This window comes from Paraburkholderia sp. GAS82, from assembly GCF_050436285.1.
In the GTDB taxonomy this organism is placed as follows: domain Bacteria; phylum Pseudomonadota; class Gammaproteobacteria; order Burkholderiales; family Burkholderiaceae; genus Paraburkholderia; species Paraburkholderia phenazinium_B.
The window spans coordinates 958,115-976,849 of record NZ_JBNDLX010000001.1 but is presented as its reverse complement, the minus strand read 5'-3'; the positions used below and the strand labels follow the sequence as shown (position 1 = coordinate 976,849).

Annotated in this window: 12 protein-coding genes; all 12 read left to right on the top strand. The window is 63.2% G+C overall.

Annotation, left to right across the window (positions count from 1 at the left end; genetic code table 11):
- The first annotated feature begins 422 nt into the window (after nt 1–422).
- The 12 genes from P3T17_RS04275 (at nt 423) to P3T17_RS04220 (ending at nt 18,602) form a co-directional block, all read left to right on the top strand.
- Nucleotides 423–821: a hypothetical protein gene (locus P3T17_RS04275; protein ID WP_429404888.1), complete on the top strand. Its 399-nt coding sequence runs from the start codon at nt 423–425 to the stop codon at nt 819–821.
- 104 nt (nt 822–925) lie between these two features.
- Entirely contained in the window at nt 926–3,241 is a 2,316-nt protein-coding gene (gene bamA / locus P3T17_RS04270) for an outer membrane protein assembly factor BamA (protein ID WP_429404886.1), read from the top strand.
- Between the two features lie 244 nt (nt 3,242–3,485).
- Nucleotides 3,486–4,208, top strand: a complete 723-nt coding sequence (locus P3T17_RS04265; protein ID WP_074264456.1) for a response regulator — start codon at nt 3,486–3,488, stop codon at nt 4,206–4,208.
- Nucleotides 4,205–4,468 carry a hypothetical protein gene (locus P3T17_RS04260; protein WP_429404884.1) on the top strand — a complete coding sequence of 88 codons (264 nt, stop codon included), beginning with the start codon at nt 4,205–4,207 and terminating at the stop codon, nt 4,466–4,468. Before P3T17_RS04265 ends, P3T17_RS04260 begins: the two co-directional genes overlap by 4 nt.
- Nucleotides 4,465–5,799, top strand: a complete 1,335-nt coding sequence (locus P3T17_RS04255) for an efflux RND transporter periplasmic adaptor subunit (protein WP_429404882.1) — start codon at nt 4,465–4,467, stop codon at nt 5,797–5,799. Before P3T17_RS04260 ends, P3T17_RS04255 begins: the two co-directional genes overlap by 4 nt.
- 18 nt (nt 5,800–5,817) lie before the next feature.
- The gene (locus tag P3T17_RS04250) at nt 5,818–8,973 is read left to right on the top strand and encodes an efflux RND transporter permease subunit (RefSeq protein WP_429404880.1); all 3,156 of its coding nucleotides are present in this window, start codon (nt 5,818–5,820) and stop codon (nt 8,971–8,973) included.
- On the top strand, nt 8,970–12,314 hold the full coding sequence (locus P3T17_RS04245) for an efflux RND transporter permease subunit (RefSeq protein WP_429404879.1): 3,345 nt from the start codon (nt 8,970–8,972) through the stop codon (nt 12,312–12,314). The genes P3T17_RS04250 and P3T17_RS04245 overlap by 4 nt, the downstream gene beginning before the upstream one ends.
- On the top strand, nt 12,311–13,867 hold the full coding sequence (locus P3T17_RS04240) for an efflux transporter outer membrane subunit (RefSeq protein ID WP_429404877.1): 1,557 nt from the start codon (nt 12,311–12,313) through the stop codon (nt 13,865–13,867). The genes P3T17_RS04245 and P3T17_RS04240 overlap by 4 nt, the downstream gene beginning before the upstream one ends.
- A gap of 149 nt (nt 13,868–14,016) precedes the next feature.
- Nucleotides 14,017–15,507 carry a S41 family peptidase gene (locus P3T17_RS04235; protein WP_143787506.1) on the top strand — a complete coding sequence of 497 codons (1,491 nt, stop codon included), beginning with the start codon at nt 14,017–14,019 and terminating at the stop codon, nt 15,505–15,507.
- A gap of 248 nt (nt 15,508–15,755) precedes the next feature.
- Complete coding sequence (locus P3T17_RS04230; RefSeq protein ID WP_074266047.1) at nt 15,756–16,502, top strand: glucose 1-dehydrogenase; 747 nt, start codon at nt 15,756–15,758, stop codon at nt 16,500–16,502.
- A gap of 174 nt (nt 16,503–16,676) precedes the next feature.
- Nucleotides 16,677–17,006, top strand: a complete 330-nt coding sequence (locus tag P3T17_RS04225; RefSeq protein WP_429404874.1) for a hypothetical protein — start codon at nt 16,677–16,679, stop codon at nt 17,004–17,006.
- Nucleotides 17,007–17,156: 150 nt separating this feature from the next.
- On the top strand, nt 17,157–18,602 hold the full coding sequence (locus tag P3T17_RS04220; RefSeq protein ID WP_429404873.1) for an NAD-dependent succinate-semialdehyde dehydrogenase: 1,446 nt from the start codon (nt 17,157–17,159) through the stop codon (nt 18,600–18,602).
- The last annotated feature ends 133 nt before the right edge of the window (nt 18,603–18,735 follow it).

Here is an 18,735-nt window from a genome sequence, read left to right as displayed (position 1 = left end):
TTGAGCAGCGGGTTGCGCCTGATTCAGCAGGACTGCAAAGATCAGGAGGCCGCGACGCGGAGCTTGTTTAGCTCCTGAAGGTTTTTACCCCGCACGCCATCCCAATTCGTGCGGAAAAGTCTGCAAATCGGTCGTTGAAAGTCGAGGCGCCATTCGGCAGGCTTCGCTCTTGTCCAGCGACACCCGGAAAAGCCGTGCCCACTTCCATCCCGCGTACAAACTCTCCTGATGCAATGGGGCTTAAGTTGAGAGCATCGCTGCGGGGGCACCTGCTTTCTTCTTCCCCCGTCCCCGCTAACACGCCCCCTACACCCTCGTTGGTTTGCCCTCCGCCTGAAAGGAAGAATCGGTAAACCGCAAGTAACCTCGCCGCGCGGCTTCTCACATAGACTCGGCCTCCAATATTGTTTGGGAGTGCATCCATGTCACCGCCGGTAGCCCTAGCAATTCATTCCCTGCATTCCTTCGAACTGACCGGCGATGGTCAATACCTCATGCTCAAAGGCAATCAGCCCGACAGCATCGCCCTGCACTACTCCGTCATGCATGAACTGCTGGCCGCTATTTCCAATGCTATTGGCTGGTCAGCGCGCGTGCGCGAAAAGAAAGACGACGTCAAGTTCGCCATGCCCTGCGAAGCCTGGGCCGTCGGCAAAGATAAAGGCGAGTCCTCTCATCTGCTTCTCTCGTTTCGTCTCCCCGGCGGTGCCGAGCTTTCGTTTCGCATGCATCGCGCCGACGCGCGGCACATGACCGAAGTGCTTTCGCTCGTAACGGGTCTCGCCAAAGTAGACGGCGCCCGCAATGCCCGGCTCCAGTAGCGCGGCCATATTCCTCCTTTTGTAGCAAGTTCGCGCTCGCACTTCGGCATCGGCTAATGATGTACCTGCGATCCTCCTATTGTCTGTCTCTCCTGTCAGCACGTATGAACCTTGAAACACTATCGGCCCGCCATGCAAGGGCGCTGACACTGATCGGCCTGAGCGTCACCTCCGTCTCGGCCTTCGCCGTCACGCCTTTCGTGGTGCGCGATATCCGGCTCGAAGGCCTCAAGCGGGTCGAACCGAACACCGTTTTCTCCTACCTGAGCATCAAGCAGGGTGACACTTTCACCGACGACAAGGCGTCCGCCGCGATCCGCGCGCTGTACGCAACGGGCTTCTTCAATGACGTCAGGATTTCTGCCGAGGGCGATGTCGTCGTCGTGCAGGTCGAGGAACGCCCCGCTATCGGCACGATCGATTTCTCGGGCCTCCACGAATTCGACAAGGACAACCTGAACAAGGCACTAAGCTCGGTCGGCTTGTCGCTCGGCCGCTATTACGACAAGTCGCTGGTCGACCGCGCCGAGCAGGAGCTCAAACGCCAGTACCTGACCCGCGGCTTCTATGCCGCCGAAGTCACGACCACGGTCACGCCGATCGACCGCGATCGCGTCGGTCTGCTGTTCTCGGTGATCGAAGGTCCGAGCGCGAAGATCCGCCAGGTCAACTTCATCGGCAACAAGGTGTTCAGCGACGGCACGCTGCACGACGAAATGCAGGAGTCCACGCCAAACTGGTTCTCGTGGTACTCCAAGAACGATGTGTACGCAAAAGACAAGCTGACCACCGACCTCGAAAACCTGCGCTCGTATTACCTCGACCGCGGCTACCTCGAGTTCAATATCGATTCGACCCAGGTCTCGCTGTCGCCGGACAAGAAGGACATGTACCTCACGCTCACGCTGCATGAGGGCGAGCCGTACACGATTTCGGGCATCCGTCTGTCCGGCAACCTGCTCGATCGCCAGGCAGAGCTGACGAAACTCGTCAAGATCAAACCGGGCGACCGATTTTCCGCTGCCAAGCTGAAGGCTGCCACCAAGGCCGTGGTCGACAAGCTCGGTGAATACGGTTACGCGTTCGCAACCGTGAACGCGGAGCCACAGATCGACCAGCAACACCATACAGTCGACCTGACGCTGCAGGTGGACCCGAGCCGCCGCGTATATGTGCGGAACATCAACATCGTGGGCAACACCCGCACGCGCGACGAAGTGATCCGCCGCGAAATGCGTCAACTCGAAAGCTCGTGGTTCGATTCGAGCCGCCTTGCACTGTCGAAAGACCGGATCAACCGTCTCGGCTACTTCACGGATGTCGACGTCACCACCGTGCCAGTCGAAGGCACCGCCGACGAAGTCGACATCGCCGTGAAGGTGACGGAAAAGCCGACCGGCTCCGTTACTCTCGGTCTTGGCTACGGTTCCGGCGAAGGCCCGATCATTTCGGCAGGCGTGTCGCAGGACAACGTGTTCGGTTCGGGTACGAGCCTCGCGGTGAACGTGAATACCGCGACGACGTTCCGTACGCTGACGGTCACACAGGTCGACCCATACTTCACGGTGGACGGCATCAAGCGCATTACCGACGTCTACTACCGCACTAGCGAACCGCTCTACTACTCGAACGTCACCGATACGAGTTTCCGGATCATTACGCTCGGCGCCGACCTGAAGTTCGGCGTGCCGTTCTCCGAGTCGGACATGGTCTACTTCGGCACCGGTATCGAGCAGAACCGTCTGGACGTCGATTCCACCACGCCGCAAAGCTATATCGACTACGTGAACGACTTCGGCCGCGTGTCGAACAACGTGCCGCTGACGCTTGGCTGGTCGCGCGACAATCGCGACAGCGCACTGGTGCCGAGCCGCGGCTACTTCACGCAGTTCAACGCCGAGTACGGCACGCCGATCGCCCGCACCACGTACTACAAGACCGATTTCCAGGCGCAGTATTACTACTCGTTTGCGAAAGGCTTCGTGCTGGGCCTGAACTTCCAGGGCGGTTACGGTAACGGCCTTGACGGCGAGCCGTACCCGATCTTCAAGAACTACTACGCCGGCGGTATCGGTTCGGTGCGTGGCTATGAGCCGAGTTCGCTGGGTCCACGCGATGCGACCACGGGCGATCCGATCGGCGGCTCGAAGCTGCTGGTCGGCAACATCGAACTGACCTTCCCGCTGCCGGGCACCGGCTACGACCGCACGCTGCGCATCTTCACGTTCTTCGACGGCGGCAACGTCTGGGGCACCGAAGGCAACAGCACCGGCGCCAACGGTCTGCGCTACAGCTACGGTACCGGCCTCGAATGGATTTCCCCAATCGGCCCGCTCAAGCTCGACTTCGGCTTGCCGCTCATCAAGCACGCCGGCGACCAGTACCAGAAGTTCCAGTTCCAGATCGGCACGTCGTTCTGACGTCCACGCTGTTGCACGATGGATCGCGTGTCTTCGATGCGCGATCCATGGCAATCCTGCCATCCCCACATTTCCGACAAATCGCCTTCATCACATTACATTTATGCAATGTGATGACTGCTGCCCTTACTAACAGCCTTTACTATTACGGCCTTTTACACAGCGCCTTCTTCGTAACTCCTCGCAATGTCTTTGTAGGCCGCAGGGCGCGGCAAGCGGGCCTCGGCACATTAAACTCCTGCGCATGGCTATTCAAATTCTGGTTGTCGACGATGACGCCGATCTGCGCGACCTGTTGCGCATCTATCTGGGCGAAGTAGGCTTCGAGGTCTCTGTGCTGCACGACGCGAGTTCGCTCGAGCGTCGGCTCGAACGCGAACGTCCCGATCTGATCGTCCTCGACCTGATGATGTCGGACATTGATGGCCTGACCGCGCTGCGCAAGCTGCGCGCCACCGGAGACGACATTCCGGTCATCATCCTGACTGCGAAGGCCGACCCTGCGGATAGAATCAAGGGCCTCGAACTGGGCGCGGACGATTTTCTCGCCAAGCCGTTCAATCCGCGCGAGTTGCTGGCCCGCGTGCAGGCCGTGCTGCGGCGCCGCACGCAGCCCTCGGCAGCGGCGCCCGAACTGCGCGAGCCGTTTGCCTTCGGCACCTTTACGCTCGACTTTCAGTCGCGCACGCTGATGCAACGTGGCCGCCCGCTGATGCTGGCGGATAGTGTGTTCGCGTTATTGCGCGTGTTCGTCGACAATCCGATGCATGCGCTGACCCGCGAACGCCTGATCGAGTTGCTGCACGGCCCGGAATACGACGGCACCGATCGCGGCATCGACGTGCAGGTGTGGCGCCTGCGCCGCATCCTCGAAGCCGATCCCTCCGCGCCGCGCTTCATTCAGACGGTGCGCGGCCGCGGTTATCTGTTCGTGCCCGAAGGCACGCCGCAGCCAGGGTCTTCATGAGCTGGGACTTTTCGCCGGCTTTTGCTGCCGCCTTCATCAAACAGAAAGAAAGGGATCGTTGGATGGTGACAACGCGCAGTAAACGTGGCACTTTTCCGCAGTTGTGGAAAATCTCTCTTTTTCACTTTGGCCTGCGGCCGCTAACCGGACAATTGGACCGGTTGCGCAAACGGGCACGAGTAGTTCTTTCCGGCCTCGCCCGCGTTGGCCGGGCCAGCCCCATCATCAAACGCAACACCCGTTTCCGGAGATTGATATGAGCGAAGCCGTGTCCACGCAGCCCAAGCGCTCGCGCGTCAGGTTAATCCTGTTCGTGGTCGTAGTGCTGGCGCTGGTCGCGCTCGTGGTTGTGCACATCCTCAGGCAGAAGAAACCCGCCCGAGGCGCCGCCCCGCAAGTGGTGACCGTTGCAACCGCCACCCTCGGCTCGATGCCCGTGACCTTGAGCGAACTGGGCACCGTAACGCCTACTGCAACCGTGACCGTGCTGCCGCAACTGAGCGGCTATCTGACGGAGGTGGGCTATCAGGAAGGCCAGGACGTCAAGAAAGGCCAGTTCCTCGCCCAGATCGATCCGCGTCAGTATGAGATCGACCTGCAGCAGGCTCAGGCGGCGCTCGCGAAGGACAAGGCCTCGCTCGCCCAGGCCCGCTCCGACCTCGCGCGCTTTGAACAGTTGAACGAGCACAAGTCGATCGCCGAGCAGACCTTCGTCGACCAGCAGTTCCTCGTCCAGCAGGATGAGGCCACGGTCAAATCGGATCTGGCGAACATCGCACAATTCGAGCTCGACCTCGCGTACTGCCGTATCACCGCGCCGGTTTCCGGACGCGTCGGCCTGCGTCTCGTCGATCCGGGCAACTACGTTACGGCTTCGTCCTCGCCGGGCATCGTGGTCATCACGACGATGAAGCCCACCACAGTGCAGTTCACCGTGCCGCAGGACTCGCTCGCCGCGGTGCTGCAACGCATGGGGTCGGGCGCCAGCCTGCCGGTCACCGCCTTCAGCAGCGACAACTCGAAGCAGATCGCGGTCGGCACGCTGTACGCGGCGAGCAACCAGATGGCGACGGCTACCGGGACGGTCACGTTGCGGGCTACCTTCGCCAACGACGACGAAGCGCTGTTCCCGAACGAGTTCGTGAACGTCAAGCTGCTGGTGGATACGATGCAGAACGCCGTGCTGGTGCCGACGCCGGCCGTGCAGACCGGCGCGCCTGGCGACTACGTGTATCTCGTGAATGCCAACAACACCGTCTCCGTGCATAAGGTCACGCTCGGACCGAGCGACGGCAAGAACACGGTCATCACGGCGGGGCTGTCGGCCGGCAACATCGTCGTGACGGACGGTACCGACCGGCTGAGCGACGGCGCGCCGATCAAGGCTGCGCCTGCGAGAGCCGCCTCGGGTAGCGCGGCTTCGGGCGCTGCAGCATCGGACGCCGCGGCTTCGGATTCGGCAACGGCATCAGACACGGACGCAGACTCGGCCGCGCCAGCGGCTGCCGCGAGCGGCGCGCACGGCCATCACAAGCACGGCCAGGGCGGTGCCTCGGGGGCGAGCGCCGCCTCCGCCGACGCAGCTTCGTAGACGCGGATCCACTCGCCGATGAATATCTCCCGTCTGTTTATTCTTAGACCCGTAGCCACGCTGCTGCTGATGATCGCCATGGTGCTGGTCGGCCTCGTCGCGGTACGCGTGCTGCCGGTCTCTTCGCTGCCTAACGTCGACTATCCGACCATCCAGGTGCAGACCTTCTATCCGGGCGCGAGTCCGGACGTGATGGCCACCACGGTGACCGCGCCACTCGAGGTGCAATTGGGCGAGATTCCCGGCCTGCAGCAGATGACCTCGTACAGTTCGGACGGCGCCTCGGTCATCACGCTGCAGTTCGACCTGTCGCTGAACCTGGACGTCGCCGAGCAGAACGTCCAGCAGGCCATCAACGCGGCCAACAGCTTCCTGCCAAGCGGCCTGCCCGCGCCGCCGACCTACGCCAAGGTCAATCCGGCCGACCAGCCGATCCTGACGCTCGCGGTCACCTCCAGTTCGATGTCGCTGACGCAACTCGAGGACGCCGCCAACAACCGCCTCGGCACCAAGATTTCGGAAGTCTCGGGCGTGGGTGTCGTGACGACCAGCGGCGGCAACGTGCCGGCCATCCGGGTCGAAGCCGACCCGCAGAAGCTGGCCGCTTACGGCCTGAATATCGACGATCTGCGTACCCTCCTCAGCTACGTCAACGTCAGCCAGCCGAAGGGCAATTTCGACGGTCCGGACCTCGATTACACGATCAACGGCAACGACCAGATCTCCGATCCGAAGGACTACCTGAACACGGTAATCGCCTACCAGAACGGCGCGCCGGTGTTCATGCGCGACGTCGCCCGCGTGACCTCGGCCGCCCAGGACGTCGAGCGCGGCGCCTGGTACAACGGCACGCCCGCGATCGTGCTGAACGTGCAGCGCCAGCCGGGCGCCAACGTGATCGCCACCGTCAACCAGATCATGAAGGAGTTGCCGCAGCTCGAATCGACGCTGCCGGCGGGCATGAAGGTCACGGTCGTTTCCGACAGCACGGGCGTGATCCGCTCGTCGGTCTCCGACGCCGCAATCGAACTGATACTCGCCATCGTGCTGGTGGTGGCGGTGATTTTCGTGTTCCTGCGCAACGTGCCGGCCACGCTCATCCCGAGCGTGTCGGTGCCGGTTTCGCTAATCGGCACGCTGGCCGTGATGTACCAGCTGAACTACTCGATCGACAACCTCTCGCTGATGGCGCTGATTATTGCCACCGGCTTCGTGGTCGACGATTCGATCGTGATGATCGAGAACATCGTGCGCTATCTCGAGGAGGGCAAAACCCCGCTCGAGGCCGCGCTCGAAGGCGCCGGGCAGATCGGTTTCACGATTCTCTCGCTGACCATCTCGCTGATCGCCGTGCTGATTCCGCTGCTCTTCATGGGCGGCGTGATCGGGCGCCTCTTCAGCGAATTCGCGGTCACGCTCGCGGTCACCATCGTGCTGTCGGCCGTGGTCTCGCTGACAGTCGTGCCGATGCTGTGCGCGCGGCTCTTGCGCGCCCAGGCCGAACGCCATCCGAGCCGCTTCGAGCGGATCAGCGAAGGCCTCTTCGACAAGACGCTCTCTGCCTACGACAAGGGCCTGCGCTGGGTGCTCGATCACCAGTTGCTCACGCTGGTGGTGTTCGTCCTCACCCTCGTGCTGACCGCCGTGCTGTACATCGTGATTCCGAAGGGCCTGTTCCCGGTGCAGGACGTCGGCGTCATCGAGGGCATCAGCGTGGCCGACAACTCGGTGTCCTACAAGGCGATGGTGACGCGCCAGCGCGCGCTCGCCGATCAGCTCCTGAAGGATCCCGACGTGGTCTCCCTCACCTCGTATGTGGGAATCGACGGCACCAACTCCACGCTCAACAACGGTCGCTTCCTGATCAATCTGCGCGACCACGACAAGCGCTCGGACACCGCGCAGGAGATCGCGCGGCGCCTGCAGACGGAAGTCGCCAATGTGCCCGGCATCAAGCTCTATATGCAGCCGGAACAGGATCTGACGCTCGACACGACGGTCTCGCCGAACCAGTACAGCTTCGTGCTGCGTGGACCGAGCCAGCAGGCATTCCAGAAGTACGTGCCTGAACTGATTGCGCGCCTGCAGAAGATTCCGTCGCTCGCCGATGTGCAAAGCGATATGAACACCGACGGCATGAGCGTGAACGTCGAAGTCAACCGGCAACTGGCCGCGCGTTTCGGCATCACGCCGGCGACCATCGACAACGCGCTCTACGACGCGCTGGGTCAACGGATCGTCTCGACCATCTTCCAGCAGTCGGACCAGTACCGCGTGATCCTCGTCGCCAAACCGGAATCGCTGCCTAACGTGGGGTCGCTGGGTAACCTGTACCTGCCGAGCCAGACCAGCAGCAGCGGCCAGGTGCCGTTGTCGGCCATCGCGAAGATCCAGATCGTCAAGTCGCCGCTCGTGATCAGCCATCTGGCGCAGTTCCCGTCCGTCACCATCTCGTTCAACCTCGCGAAGGACGCGTCGTTGAGCACGGCGGTGAAACAGATCCACGAGGCCGAACAGGCAGTCAATCTGCCGCCGTCGATCACCTCGTCGCTGCAGGGCGCGGCGCAGGCGTTCCAGGATTCGCTCTCGAGCGAGGTGTACCTGCTGATCGCCGCGCTGGTGGCCGTGTATATCGTGCTGGGCGTGCTGTACGAGAGCTTCATCCATCCGGTGACGATTCTCTCCACGCTGCCCTCGGCCGGGATCGGTGCGCTGCTCGCCCTGATGATCGCCGGCAGCGATCTCGACGTGATCGGCATCATCGGGATCGTGCTGCTGATCGGTATCGTCAAGAAGAACGCCATCATGATGGTGGACTTCGCACTCGATGCCGAGCGCAACCACGGCAAGCCGCCGCGCGAGGCGATCTTCCAGGCGTCGCTGCTGCGCTTCCGGCCGATCCTGATGACGACACTCGCCGCCATGCTCGGCGCGCTGCCGATGCTGCTCGGCACCGGCACGGGTTCAGAGCTGCGCCGGCCGCTGGGTCTGGCAATTATCGGCGGCCTCGCCTTAAGCCAGATTCTCACGCTCTTCACCACGCCGGTCATCTATCTGTTCTTCGACCGCATGGCCGAACGCACGCGGCGCTGGCGCAACCGCAACAAGCCGCAAGGTCCAGCCGGGGATTCGTCTGACGGTGCGCCTGCAGGTACGGCGGAGGACACGCCTTGAACATCTCGGCGTTATTCATCCAGCGGCCGGTCGCGACCACGCTTCTGGCCATCGCGATCCTGATCGCGGGGGCACTCGCCTATTTCCGGCTACCGGTCGCGCCGCTGCCGAACATCGCCTTCCCGGTGATCGTGGTGCAGGCGCAGATGGCAGGCGCGAGCCCGGAAAACATGGCCTCGACGGTGGCCGAACCGCTCGAGCGGCGGCTGGGCACGATTGCCGACGTCGAAGAGCTGACTTCGATCAGCTATGTCGGCTCGTCGATGATCGTGGTCGAGTTCGGCCTCAACCGCGACATCAACGGTGCGGCGCGCGACGTCGAAGCGGCCATCCAGGCGGCGCGTGCCGACCTGCCTACTACGCTGCGCAGCAATCCGACCTATCGCCAGTACAACCCGGCGGATTCGCCGATCATGGTGCTCGCGCTGACCTCGAACACGCTCACCAAGGCACAGCTTTACGACTCCGCGGATTCGGTGATCCAGCAGCAGCTCTCGCAGGTCAGCGGCGTGGGTCAGATCACGCTGGGCGGCGGTGCGTTGCCATCGGTGCGGGTCGAGTTGCAGCCGGGCAAGCTGAATAGCTACGGCATCGGCCTCGAAGACGTGCGCGCGGCGATTTCCGCGGCGAACGCCGATAGCGCCAAGGGCCACCTCGACGAGGGCGACCAGCGTTACGTCGTGTTGTCCAACGACCAGATTACGAAGGCGGCGCCCTACCGGGACCTTGTCGTCGCCTACCGCAACGGCTCGCCAGTGCTGCTGCGCGACGTCGCCCAGGTGAGGGACTCCAACGAAAATATCCGCAACGCCGGGCTCTACAACGGCAAGTCGGCGGTGCTGGTGATCGTTTATCCGATGCCGGGCAGCAACATCGTCAGTACCGTCGCGCAGATCCGCAACGTCCTGCCCTCGATCGAAGCGACGCTGCCGCACAGCGTCCATGTGCAGGTCGCCGTCGACCGTTCGGAGTCCGTCCGGTCCTCGGTGGCCGATACGGAGCGCACGCTGTTTATCGCCGTGCTGCTGGTGGTCGGCGTGGTGTTCATCTTCCTGCAGTCGCCGCGCGCCACGCTGGTGCCGGCGGTGGCGCTGCCGCTGTCGATCGTCGGCACCTTCGGGCCGATGTACCTGCTCGGCTACAGCATCGATAACCTGTCGCTGATGGCACTCACCATCGGCACCGGCTTCGTGGTCGACGATGCGGTGGTGGTGCTGGAAAACATCACGCGCCACCTCGAAATGGGCCTGAGTCCGAAAGAAGCCGCGCTGAAAGGCAGCGGCGAAGTAGGCTTCACCGTGATCTCGATGAGCCTCTCGCTGATCGCGGTGTTCTTGCCCATCCTGCTGATGCCGGGCATCGTCGGCCTGTTGTTCCATGAGTTCGCGGTGACGCTGTCCATCGCTATCCTGATCTCGCTCGTGATCTCGCTGACGGTCACACCGGCCATGTGCGCGTACGTGCTGAGCCGCAACAACGCCGGTCACTCGCGCGCCCGCTGGGCCGTCTGGATCGAGCGGCAATTCGACCGCTTCAAAAATGCCTACTCGCGTTCGCTCACGGCTGCACTGGACCACGCACTGCTGGTCATCCTGCTGCTGATCGGCCTGCTCGTGGCTAACGTGTTCCTGCTCAAGCTGCTGCCGGGCACCTTCTTCCCCGAACAGGACACCGGCATTCTGATCGGGCAGATCATCGCCGACCAGAGCATCTCGTTCTCGGCAATGGAGAAGAAGCTCGCCCAGTTGCAGGAGATCGTGCAGAAGGACCCGGCGGTGCAATCGGTGGCCGGCTTTACCGGCGGCCGTGCGCTGAACACCGCTAACGTGTTCGTCGAGCTCAAGCCGTTAGCGCAGCGCCATGCGACCGCCACCGAGGTGGTCAACCGCCTGCGGCCCAAGCTGAACGCGGTCTCGGGCGCGCGCCTCTTCATGCAGGCCCAGCAGGATCTGCGGATCGGCGGACGGCAGTCGGCCGCGGAATACCAGTACACGCTGACGAGCGAAGACTCCACCGCGCTGTTCGCCTGGACCCCCAAGCTCGTGACCGCACTCAGCAAGATGCGCGGCGAAGTGCTCGACGTGAACTCGGACCTGCAGCAAAACGGCCTGCAGACCTACATCAATTTCAACCGTCCCACGGCGTCGCGTTACGGTTTTGCGCCGAACCAGATCGACAATGTGCTGTATGACGCGTTTGGCCAACGAACCGTCTCGACCATCTACAACGCGCTCAATCAGTACTTCGTGGTGATGGAGGTGGCGCCGGAGTACTGGCAATATCCGCAGACGCTCAACCAGATTTACCTGAGCACGGCCGCGGGTAATGCGACCGGCACCGCGCAAACGCAAATGCCGGGCGGCACCGTCACGGGCGTGACGCAGGCGAGCGCGATCAGCTCCGCGTCGAGCACGTCGAGCACCAACTCGCTGAACTCGAACGCTGAGGCCAACGCGACCACCAACAGCATCTCGAACAGCAAGGGCGGCAGTTCGAGCGGCAGCGCGGACAGCACCGCGGCCGAAACGATGGTGCCGCTGCCCACCATGGTGACCTCCGTCAACAACCATACGTCGACCCAGGTGAACCATCAGAGCGGGCTGGTAGCCGCGACGATCTCGTTCAACCTGCCGCCCGACGGGTCGTTGAGCACGGCGCAAAAGGCGATCGACGATGCGTCGCGCGAGATCGGCATGCCGGCCAGCATCCACGGTGCATTCGCGGGCGCCGCGCAGGCGTACGCGCAATCGACGGGCACCATCCCGTTGCTGATCGTGGCGGCGCTCGGCGTGGTCTACATCGTGCTCGGTGTGCTCTACGAGAGTTCGATTCACCCGCTCACGATTCTCTCGACATTGCCCTCGGCCGGCATCGGCGCCACGCTCGCGTTGCTGATCTTCGGCACGCCGTTCTCGGTGATCGCGCTGATCGGCATCATCCTGCTGATCGGTATCGTCAAGAAAAACGGCATCATGATGGTGGACGTGGCGATCCAGTTGCAGCGCAAGGAAGGCATGACGGCCAAGGACGCGATTCACGATGCCGCAGTCGTGCGTCTGCGGCCGATCATGATGACCACCTTCGCCGCGGTGCTCGGCGCGGTGCCGCTCGCGATCGGCATCGGCCAGGGCGCGTCGCTGCGCCAACCGCTCGGTATCACGGTGATGGGCGGCCTGATCCTGAGCCAGGTATTTACGCTTTACACGACGCCGGTGATTTACCTGTACCTGGACCGCTTGCGCTCCAGACTGGTCAGGTGGTCTTCCGGACTGCCGTGGAACCGCCAGGCTGAACAGATGGGACCGCCGCGGCAATCGGGGCAAACGGATACGAAGGCATGAAGATGAAGATTTCCTGCAAACCGATCGCCGCTGCGGCGGCCCTGCTGCTTGGCGGCTGCATGGTAGGCCCGGACTATCACCGGCCGCAGGTCAACGTGCCCGCCACCTACAGCGAGCTGCCGGGCTGGACGCAAGCCCAGCCGGCCGACGCCGACGCCCCGAAGGGCGCGTGGTGGACGGGCTTTAACGACCCGCTGCTCAACGAGCTCGAACCGCAGGTGGCGGTCTCCAACCAGACCGTGGCCCAGGACTATGCGAATTATCAGGAGGCGCTGGCCGAAGTGAAGGTGGCGCGCTCGGCGCTTTTCCCGACCATCGGCGTGACCGGGTCGGGCACCCGGCAGCGTGCCTCCGCCGGTTCGACGAGTTCGAGCTTCACCCGCAGTGTGGGCAGCGGCGCGCAGATCGTGAATTCGGGCTCGCTCGAAGGCAACGTGAGCTGGGACCTTGACCTGTGGGGCTCGGTGCGCCGCACGATCGAAGAGAACTCCGCGACCGCCCAGGCGAGCGAGGCGACGCTCGCTAACGCCACGTTGTCCGAGCAGATTGCGCTCGCCACCGCGGTGATCGACCTGCGCACCAGCGATGCCAATATCGATCTGCTGCAAGCCACCGTCAAAGCCTACGAGCATTTTCTGGAAGTGGTCTCCAATCAGGACAAGTACGGCACGGTCGCCCCTTCCGATGTCGTGACCGCGCGCACGCAGCTCGAAAACGCCCGCGCGAGCCTGATTGCGCTCGGCATCGCACGAGCCCAGAACGCGCACGCGATCGCCGTGCTGGTCGGCAAGAATCCGGAAGAGCTGAACATTCCGCACAGCGCCGCAATGCCCACCTTGCCGACGGTTCCGGTCGGCGTCCCTTCGACGATCCTGCAGCGCCGGCCCGATATTGCGACCGCCGAACGCCAGATGGCCGCCGAAAATGCCACGATCGGGATAGCGGTCGCCGCGTACTACCCGACGGTGTCGCTGTCGGCGCTGGACGGCTTTACGCAGTCGCCGCTCGGCGGCTTGTTGCACGTCGCCAATTACGTCTGGTCGCTCGGCGGCAGCGCTACCGAAACGATTTTCGACGGCGGCGAGCGCAGTGGTGAAGTGGCGGCGGCGAAGGCTAACTACCAGGCGGCCGTGGCCAACTACCGCGGCACGGTGCTGACTGCATTCGAAGACGTGGAGAACGATCTGTCCGGCTTGCGGATCCTCGCGGAACAGGCCGACGCGCTGGATACTGCCGTGCGCGACGCGACCCACGGTACGGAGATCGCCTTCAACGAATACCAGGCGGGCACGGTGGATTACACGACGGTGGCCACCGCTCAGGCGACCCAGTTGGCTGACCAGCAAACCGCTCTGAGCGTGCAACAGTCGCGTCTGCTCGATGCGGCTTCGCTGATTGGCGACCTCGGCGGCGGCTGGTCGGATAGCCAGCTGCACGATCCACGCAATCCGGACAAGCCGCCGGCTCAGCCGGCTGCCGCATCGGCGGCATCGGCGCCGGCCGCGCAGACCAGTAGTGCCACTGGCCAGGGGGCTCAACCTGCGGTGCAATGAAGGCCCTGCAATAAAGCGTTTTCAATGAAAGATGGCGCCGCGGTCATATTCAAAAATATGCCGCGGCTGCCACGCCTGGCATCGTGATTGCGGAAGCGAAATGACTGCGCTAATGTGTGATGAGCCATCACGCACATCGAGCCGCCATCATGCAGAAACTGTCCTGTGTCTTAGCCCTGAATCTGACATTCGGCACGCTGGCGATGCTGCCGTTGTCCACGTTCGCTGCGCAGCCGCCATCGGCGCCGCTGCCGCTCGATCAGCTCAGACTCTTTGCCGAAGTATTCGGGCAGATCAAGCAGGAATACGTGGAACCGGTCGACGACGACAAGCTCCTGACCGCTGCGATCAAAGGCATGGTGTCAAGCCTCGATCCGCACTCGGCGTATCTCGACAAGACCGACTTCCGCGACCTGCAGGAACAGATCACGGGACGCTTTGCCGGCATCGGCATTGAAAGCGGTGCGGAAGACGGGCTCATCAAGGTCATCTCGCCGATCGAGGACACGCCCGCGTTTCGGGCCGGCATTCGCCCGGGCGATCTGATCACCAACATCGACGACAAGCCGGTCAGCGGCATGACGCCCGATCAGGCAGCGGCACTGATGCGCGGCACGCCAGGCACCAAGGTCACGCTCACGCTCTACCGCAAGAGCGAAGACCGTACATTCCCGCTCACGATTACGCGCGCGATCATCAATCTGCAAAGCGTGAAATCGGGAACGCCGGCGCCCGGCTACGCTTACGTGCGCATTACGAGCTTCCAGGAGCGCACGACCCCCGACCTCGCGGTGAAGCTCGCCGAGATCGCCCGGCAACAACCGAATCTGAAAGGTCTCGTACTCGACCTGCGCAACAACGGTGGTGGGCTCGTGCAAAGCGCGGTCGGTGTAGCGGGTGCCTTTCTGCCACGCGATTCCGTGGTGGTGACGACCAACGGCCAGGTCGAGTATTCGAAGCAGGCTTATCGCGACAGCTACACGTATTACCGCCTGCCGTCCTTCGTGAGCGATCCGCTGCAAAACGAGCCGGCGATCTTCAAGACCGTGCCGATGATCGTGCTGACCAACGCGTACACGGCGTCGGCATCGGAGATCGTGGCGGGCGCGTTGCAGGATGCGCATCGCGCGCTGATTATCGGCAAGACCACTTTCGGCAAGGGCTCGGTGCAAACCTCCGTGCCCTTGACCCAGGACACGGCCTTGCGTCTCACAACCGCTTATTACTACACGCCGAGCGGCCGCTCGATCCAGGACATCGGCATCCGTCCTGACGTTGCCGTCGACCAGTTCGCGGATGGCGATCCCGACGATGCACTCGTGACACGCGAAGCCGATTATCCGAATCATCTGGCCAATATCCAGGACCCGAACGAGAAGAAGGAACTCGAAGCGCGCGCACAGGACCGCCAGGAAGAAGTGCAGATGCTCGAAGAAAAGAGTGACAAGGAAACGCCGGAGCAACGCCAGCACGACCGCGATCGCGCGCCGGTGGAGTTCGGCTCGAGCGGCGACTTCATGCTGCAGCAGGCGCTCAATAAACTGCAGGGCAAACCGGTGCAGGAATCGAAGGCGCTGCTCGAGCGCCGCCTCGCGCAAACCGATACGCCGGCTTCGGCGGCACAACCGGCCGAGCATTGATGCTTCGCGCGCGGCGTGGCCCCGCACGGGCCTGCCGGGCGGATTTCCTTGCAGGTTCCCCGGCAAGTTGCCGGGGAAACTCCCGCCACACCGCCCCATTGTTCGCCCCATCCGTCAAATGAATTCGCCGCGAGCCCGATGATCCCGGGCCGGCGATCCACTACATTGCCTCCAGTCCCATCCTGTTCGCACCCGCGGGAATCGTCCCGCCCGGGCGCCGTTACATGGACCTCTCAAAGGAAGCAATCGTGGCCAAACTCACAGGCAAAGTAGCCGTCGTAACCGGTGCATCGAAAGGTATCGGCGCCGCCATCGCCCAGGCGCTCGCGGCAGAAGGCGCCTCGGTCGTCGTCAACTATGCATCGAGCCAGGCGGGTGCCGACAAGGTCGTCGCCGCGATCACGCAAGCCGGCGGCAAGGCAGTCGCCGTGCGTGGCGACGTTTCGAAGGCAGCGGATGCTCAAGGCATCGTCGATGCAGCCATCGAAACGTATGGACGCCTCGACGTCCTCGTCAACAACTCGGGCGTTTATGATTTCGCGCCAGTCGAACAGATCACTGAAGAGCACTTCGACAAGCACTTTAATGTCAACGTGCGCGGGCTGCTGCTGATCACGCAGGCGGCTTCGAAGCATCTCGGTGAAGGCGCCAGCATCGTCAACGTCGGCTCGGTCGTCAGCCGCATCACGCCGCCGGGCAGCGTCGTGTACACGGCCACCAAGGGCGCCGTCGATGCGATCACGGGCGTGCTGGCTCGCGAACTGGGACCGCGCAAGATTCGCGTCAATTCGGTGAATCCGGGCATGGTGGAAACTGAGGGCACGAAAGACGGCGGCATCATCGCGTCCGAAATGGCAACCGCGGTCGTGGCGCAAACGCCGCTCGGGCGTATCGGTCAGCCGGAGGATATCGCGCGGGTGGCCGTGTTCCTGGCGTCGGATGACGCTGGATGGATCACGGGCGAGACGCTGGTAGCCAGCGGCGGACTGCGCTAAGGCCGTACGGCTCCATCCGAGGCGCCGGTAGTGGCGTGGCAAGCCCATTTGCCGGTCTGAATGCCGCCGCCGCTCACTTCTCGGTAAACTACGTCCTTTTGTTTTGCGGTTCCCCGCTCGCCGTACCCTCGGCCGCGCTGCGGGCCGCCACGTATCGGACAACAGGACGTAGCGATGAAGCGAGCAGTGTTAACGGCGGCGCTGGCAATGTGCGTCGCGCAACCAGCCGCGCAGGCGGTTGCGCAAACAGTGAACGACCAATGTTTTGCCATCGGCGATATCGCCGGGCAAGTCGCCTCGTGGCGCATGCACAAAAAAACGAAAACGCAGGCGCTCGACCAGGCGGCCAAGTATTACCAGGGCAAGGCCGACCAGCAGGCGCTCAACGCCATCATCGAGCGCATCTACGGCCCGGAGGGCCAGTCCATGACGCCCGACCAGGCCAGCATGGTTTTCACGGCCGAATGCGCCAACCATCAGAAAGCCCCATCCGCCAAAGAATAAGCGCCATACCCCTGTCCGATACCGGCCGGCGCTTACCCGCGCCGCCTGTGAGGCTACCCACAATCGGCTAAGATAAGCTTATCTGCAGTCCATCCTCGGCCGCCAGCCTGTTGTCGCGGCCGCTTGCCCCACCCATCAGAGGAACCCAGCATGGCTACATCGAGCTATACCGACACCCGACTCCTGATCAACAACGAGTGGTGCGACGCCGCGAGCGGCAAGACTATCGAAGTCATCAATCCCGCCACCGGCAAGCCGATCGGCAAGGTTGCGCACGCTGGCATCGCCGATCTGGACCGGGCGCTGGAGGCCGCGCAAAAAGGCTTCGCGGCCTGGCGCAAGATTCCCGCCAACGAGCGCGCCAACACCATGCGCAAGGCCGCGGCACTGGTGCGCGAACGCGCTTCGGACATCGCCCGCCTGATGACGCAGGAGCAAGGCAAGCCGTTCGCCGAAGCCCGCATCGAAATGCTGTCCGCAGCCGACATCATCGAATGGTTCGCCGATGAAGGCCGCCGCATCTACGGCCGCGTCGTGCCGCCGCGCAATCTGGCGGCGCAGCAACTGGTCCTGAAGGAGCCGATCGGCCCGGTAGCGGCTTTCACGCCGTGGAATTTCCCGGTCAATCAGGTCGTGCGCAAGCTGAGCGCCGCCCTGACGAGCGGTTGCTCGTTCCTCGTCAAGGCGCCGGAAGAAACCCCGGCATCGCCGGCCGCGCTGCTGCAGGCGTTCGTCGAAGCCGGCGTGCCTCCGGGCACCGTGGGTCTCGTGTTCGGCGACCCGGCCGAGATTTCCAGCTACCTGATCCCGCATCCGGTGATCCGCAAGGTCACGTTCACCGGTTCGACGCCGGTCGGCAAGCAACTCGCCGCCCTCGCCGGGCAGCACATGAAGCGCGCCACCATGGAACTGGGCGGTCATGCACCGGTCATCATCGCGGCAGACGCGGACGTCGAACTGGCGGTCAAGGCAGCCGGCGCGGCGAAGTTCCGCAACGCGGGGCAGGTCTGCATCTCGCCGACGCGTTTCCTCGTGCACAACAGCATCCGCGAACAGTTCGAGCAGGCGCTCATCAAGCACGCCGAAAGCCTGAAGCTCGGTGACGGTCTGGCCGAAGGCACGACGCTCGGCCCGCTTGCCAACTCGCGCCGCCTCACGGCCATGGCCAAGGTGCTCGACAACGCCCGTGCTACCGGCGCAACGGTCGCTACTGGCGGCGAGCGCGTCGGCTCGGAAGGCAACTTCTTTGCGCCGACGGTGCTGACCAACGTTTCGCTCGAAGCCGATGTGTTCAACAACGAGCCGTTCGGCCCGGTCGCGGCGATTCGCGGCTTCGATTCGCTCGAAGACGCCATTGCCGAAGCCAACCGCCTGCCGTACGGTCTGGCTGGCTACGCGTTCACCAAGTCGTTCGCCAACGTGCATCTGCTGTCGCAACAGCTTGAAGTCGGCATGCTGTGGATCAACCAGCCCGCCACGCCGACGCCGGAAATGCCGTTCGGCGGCGTGAAGGATTCGGGCTACGGCTCCGAAGGCGGTCCGGAAGCCCTCGAAGCGTATCTGGTGACGAAGTCGGTCACTGTGATGTCGTCCTAAGCGACTCACGCGGCTTCAGCTTCAGCTCGGGAGAGCAACACGAAGCGCGAAGCATAAAACGGAGTACCGGGCGGCCCCTTCGGGGCCGCTTTTTTTTGTACGACATCTATGCCTGCTATTTTTGGAAAGATTA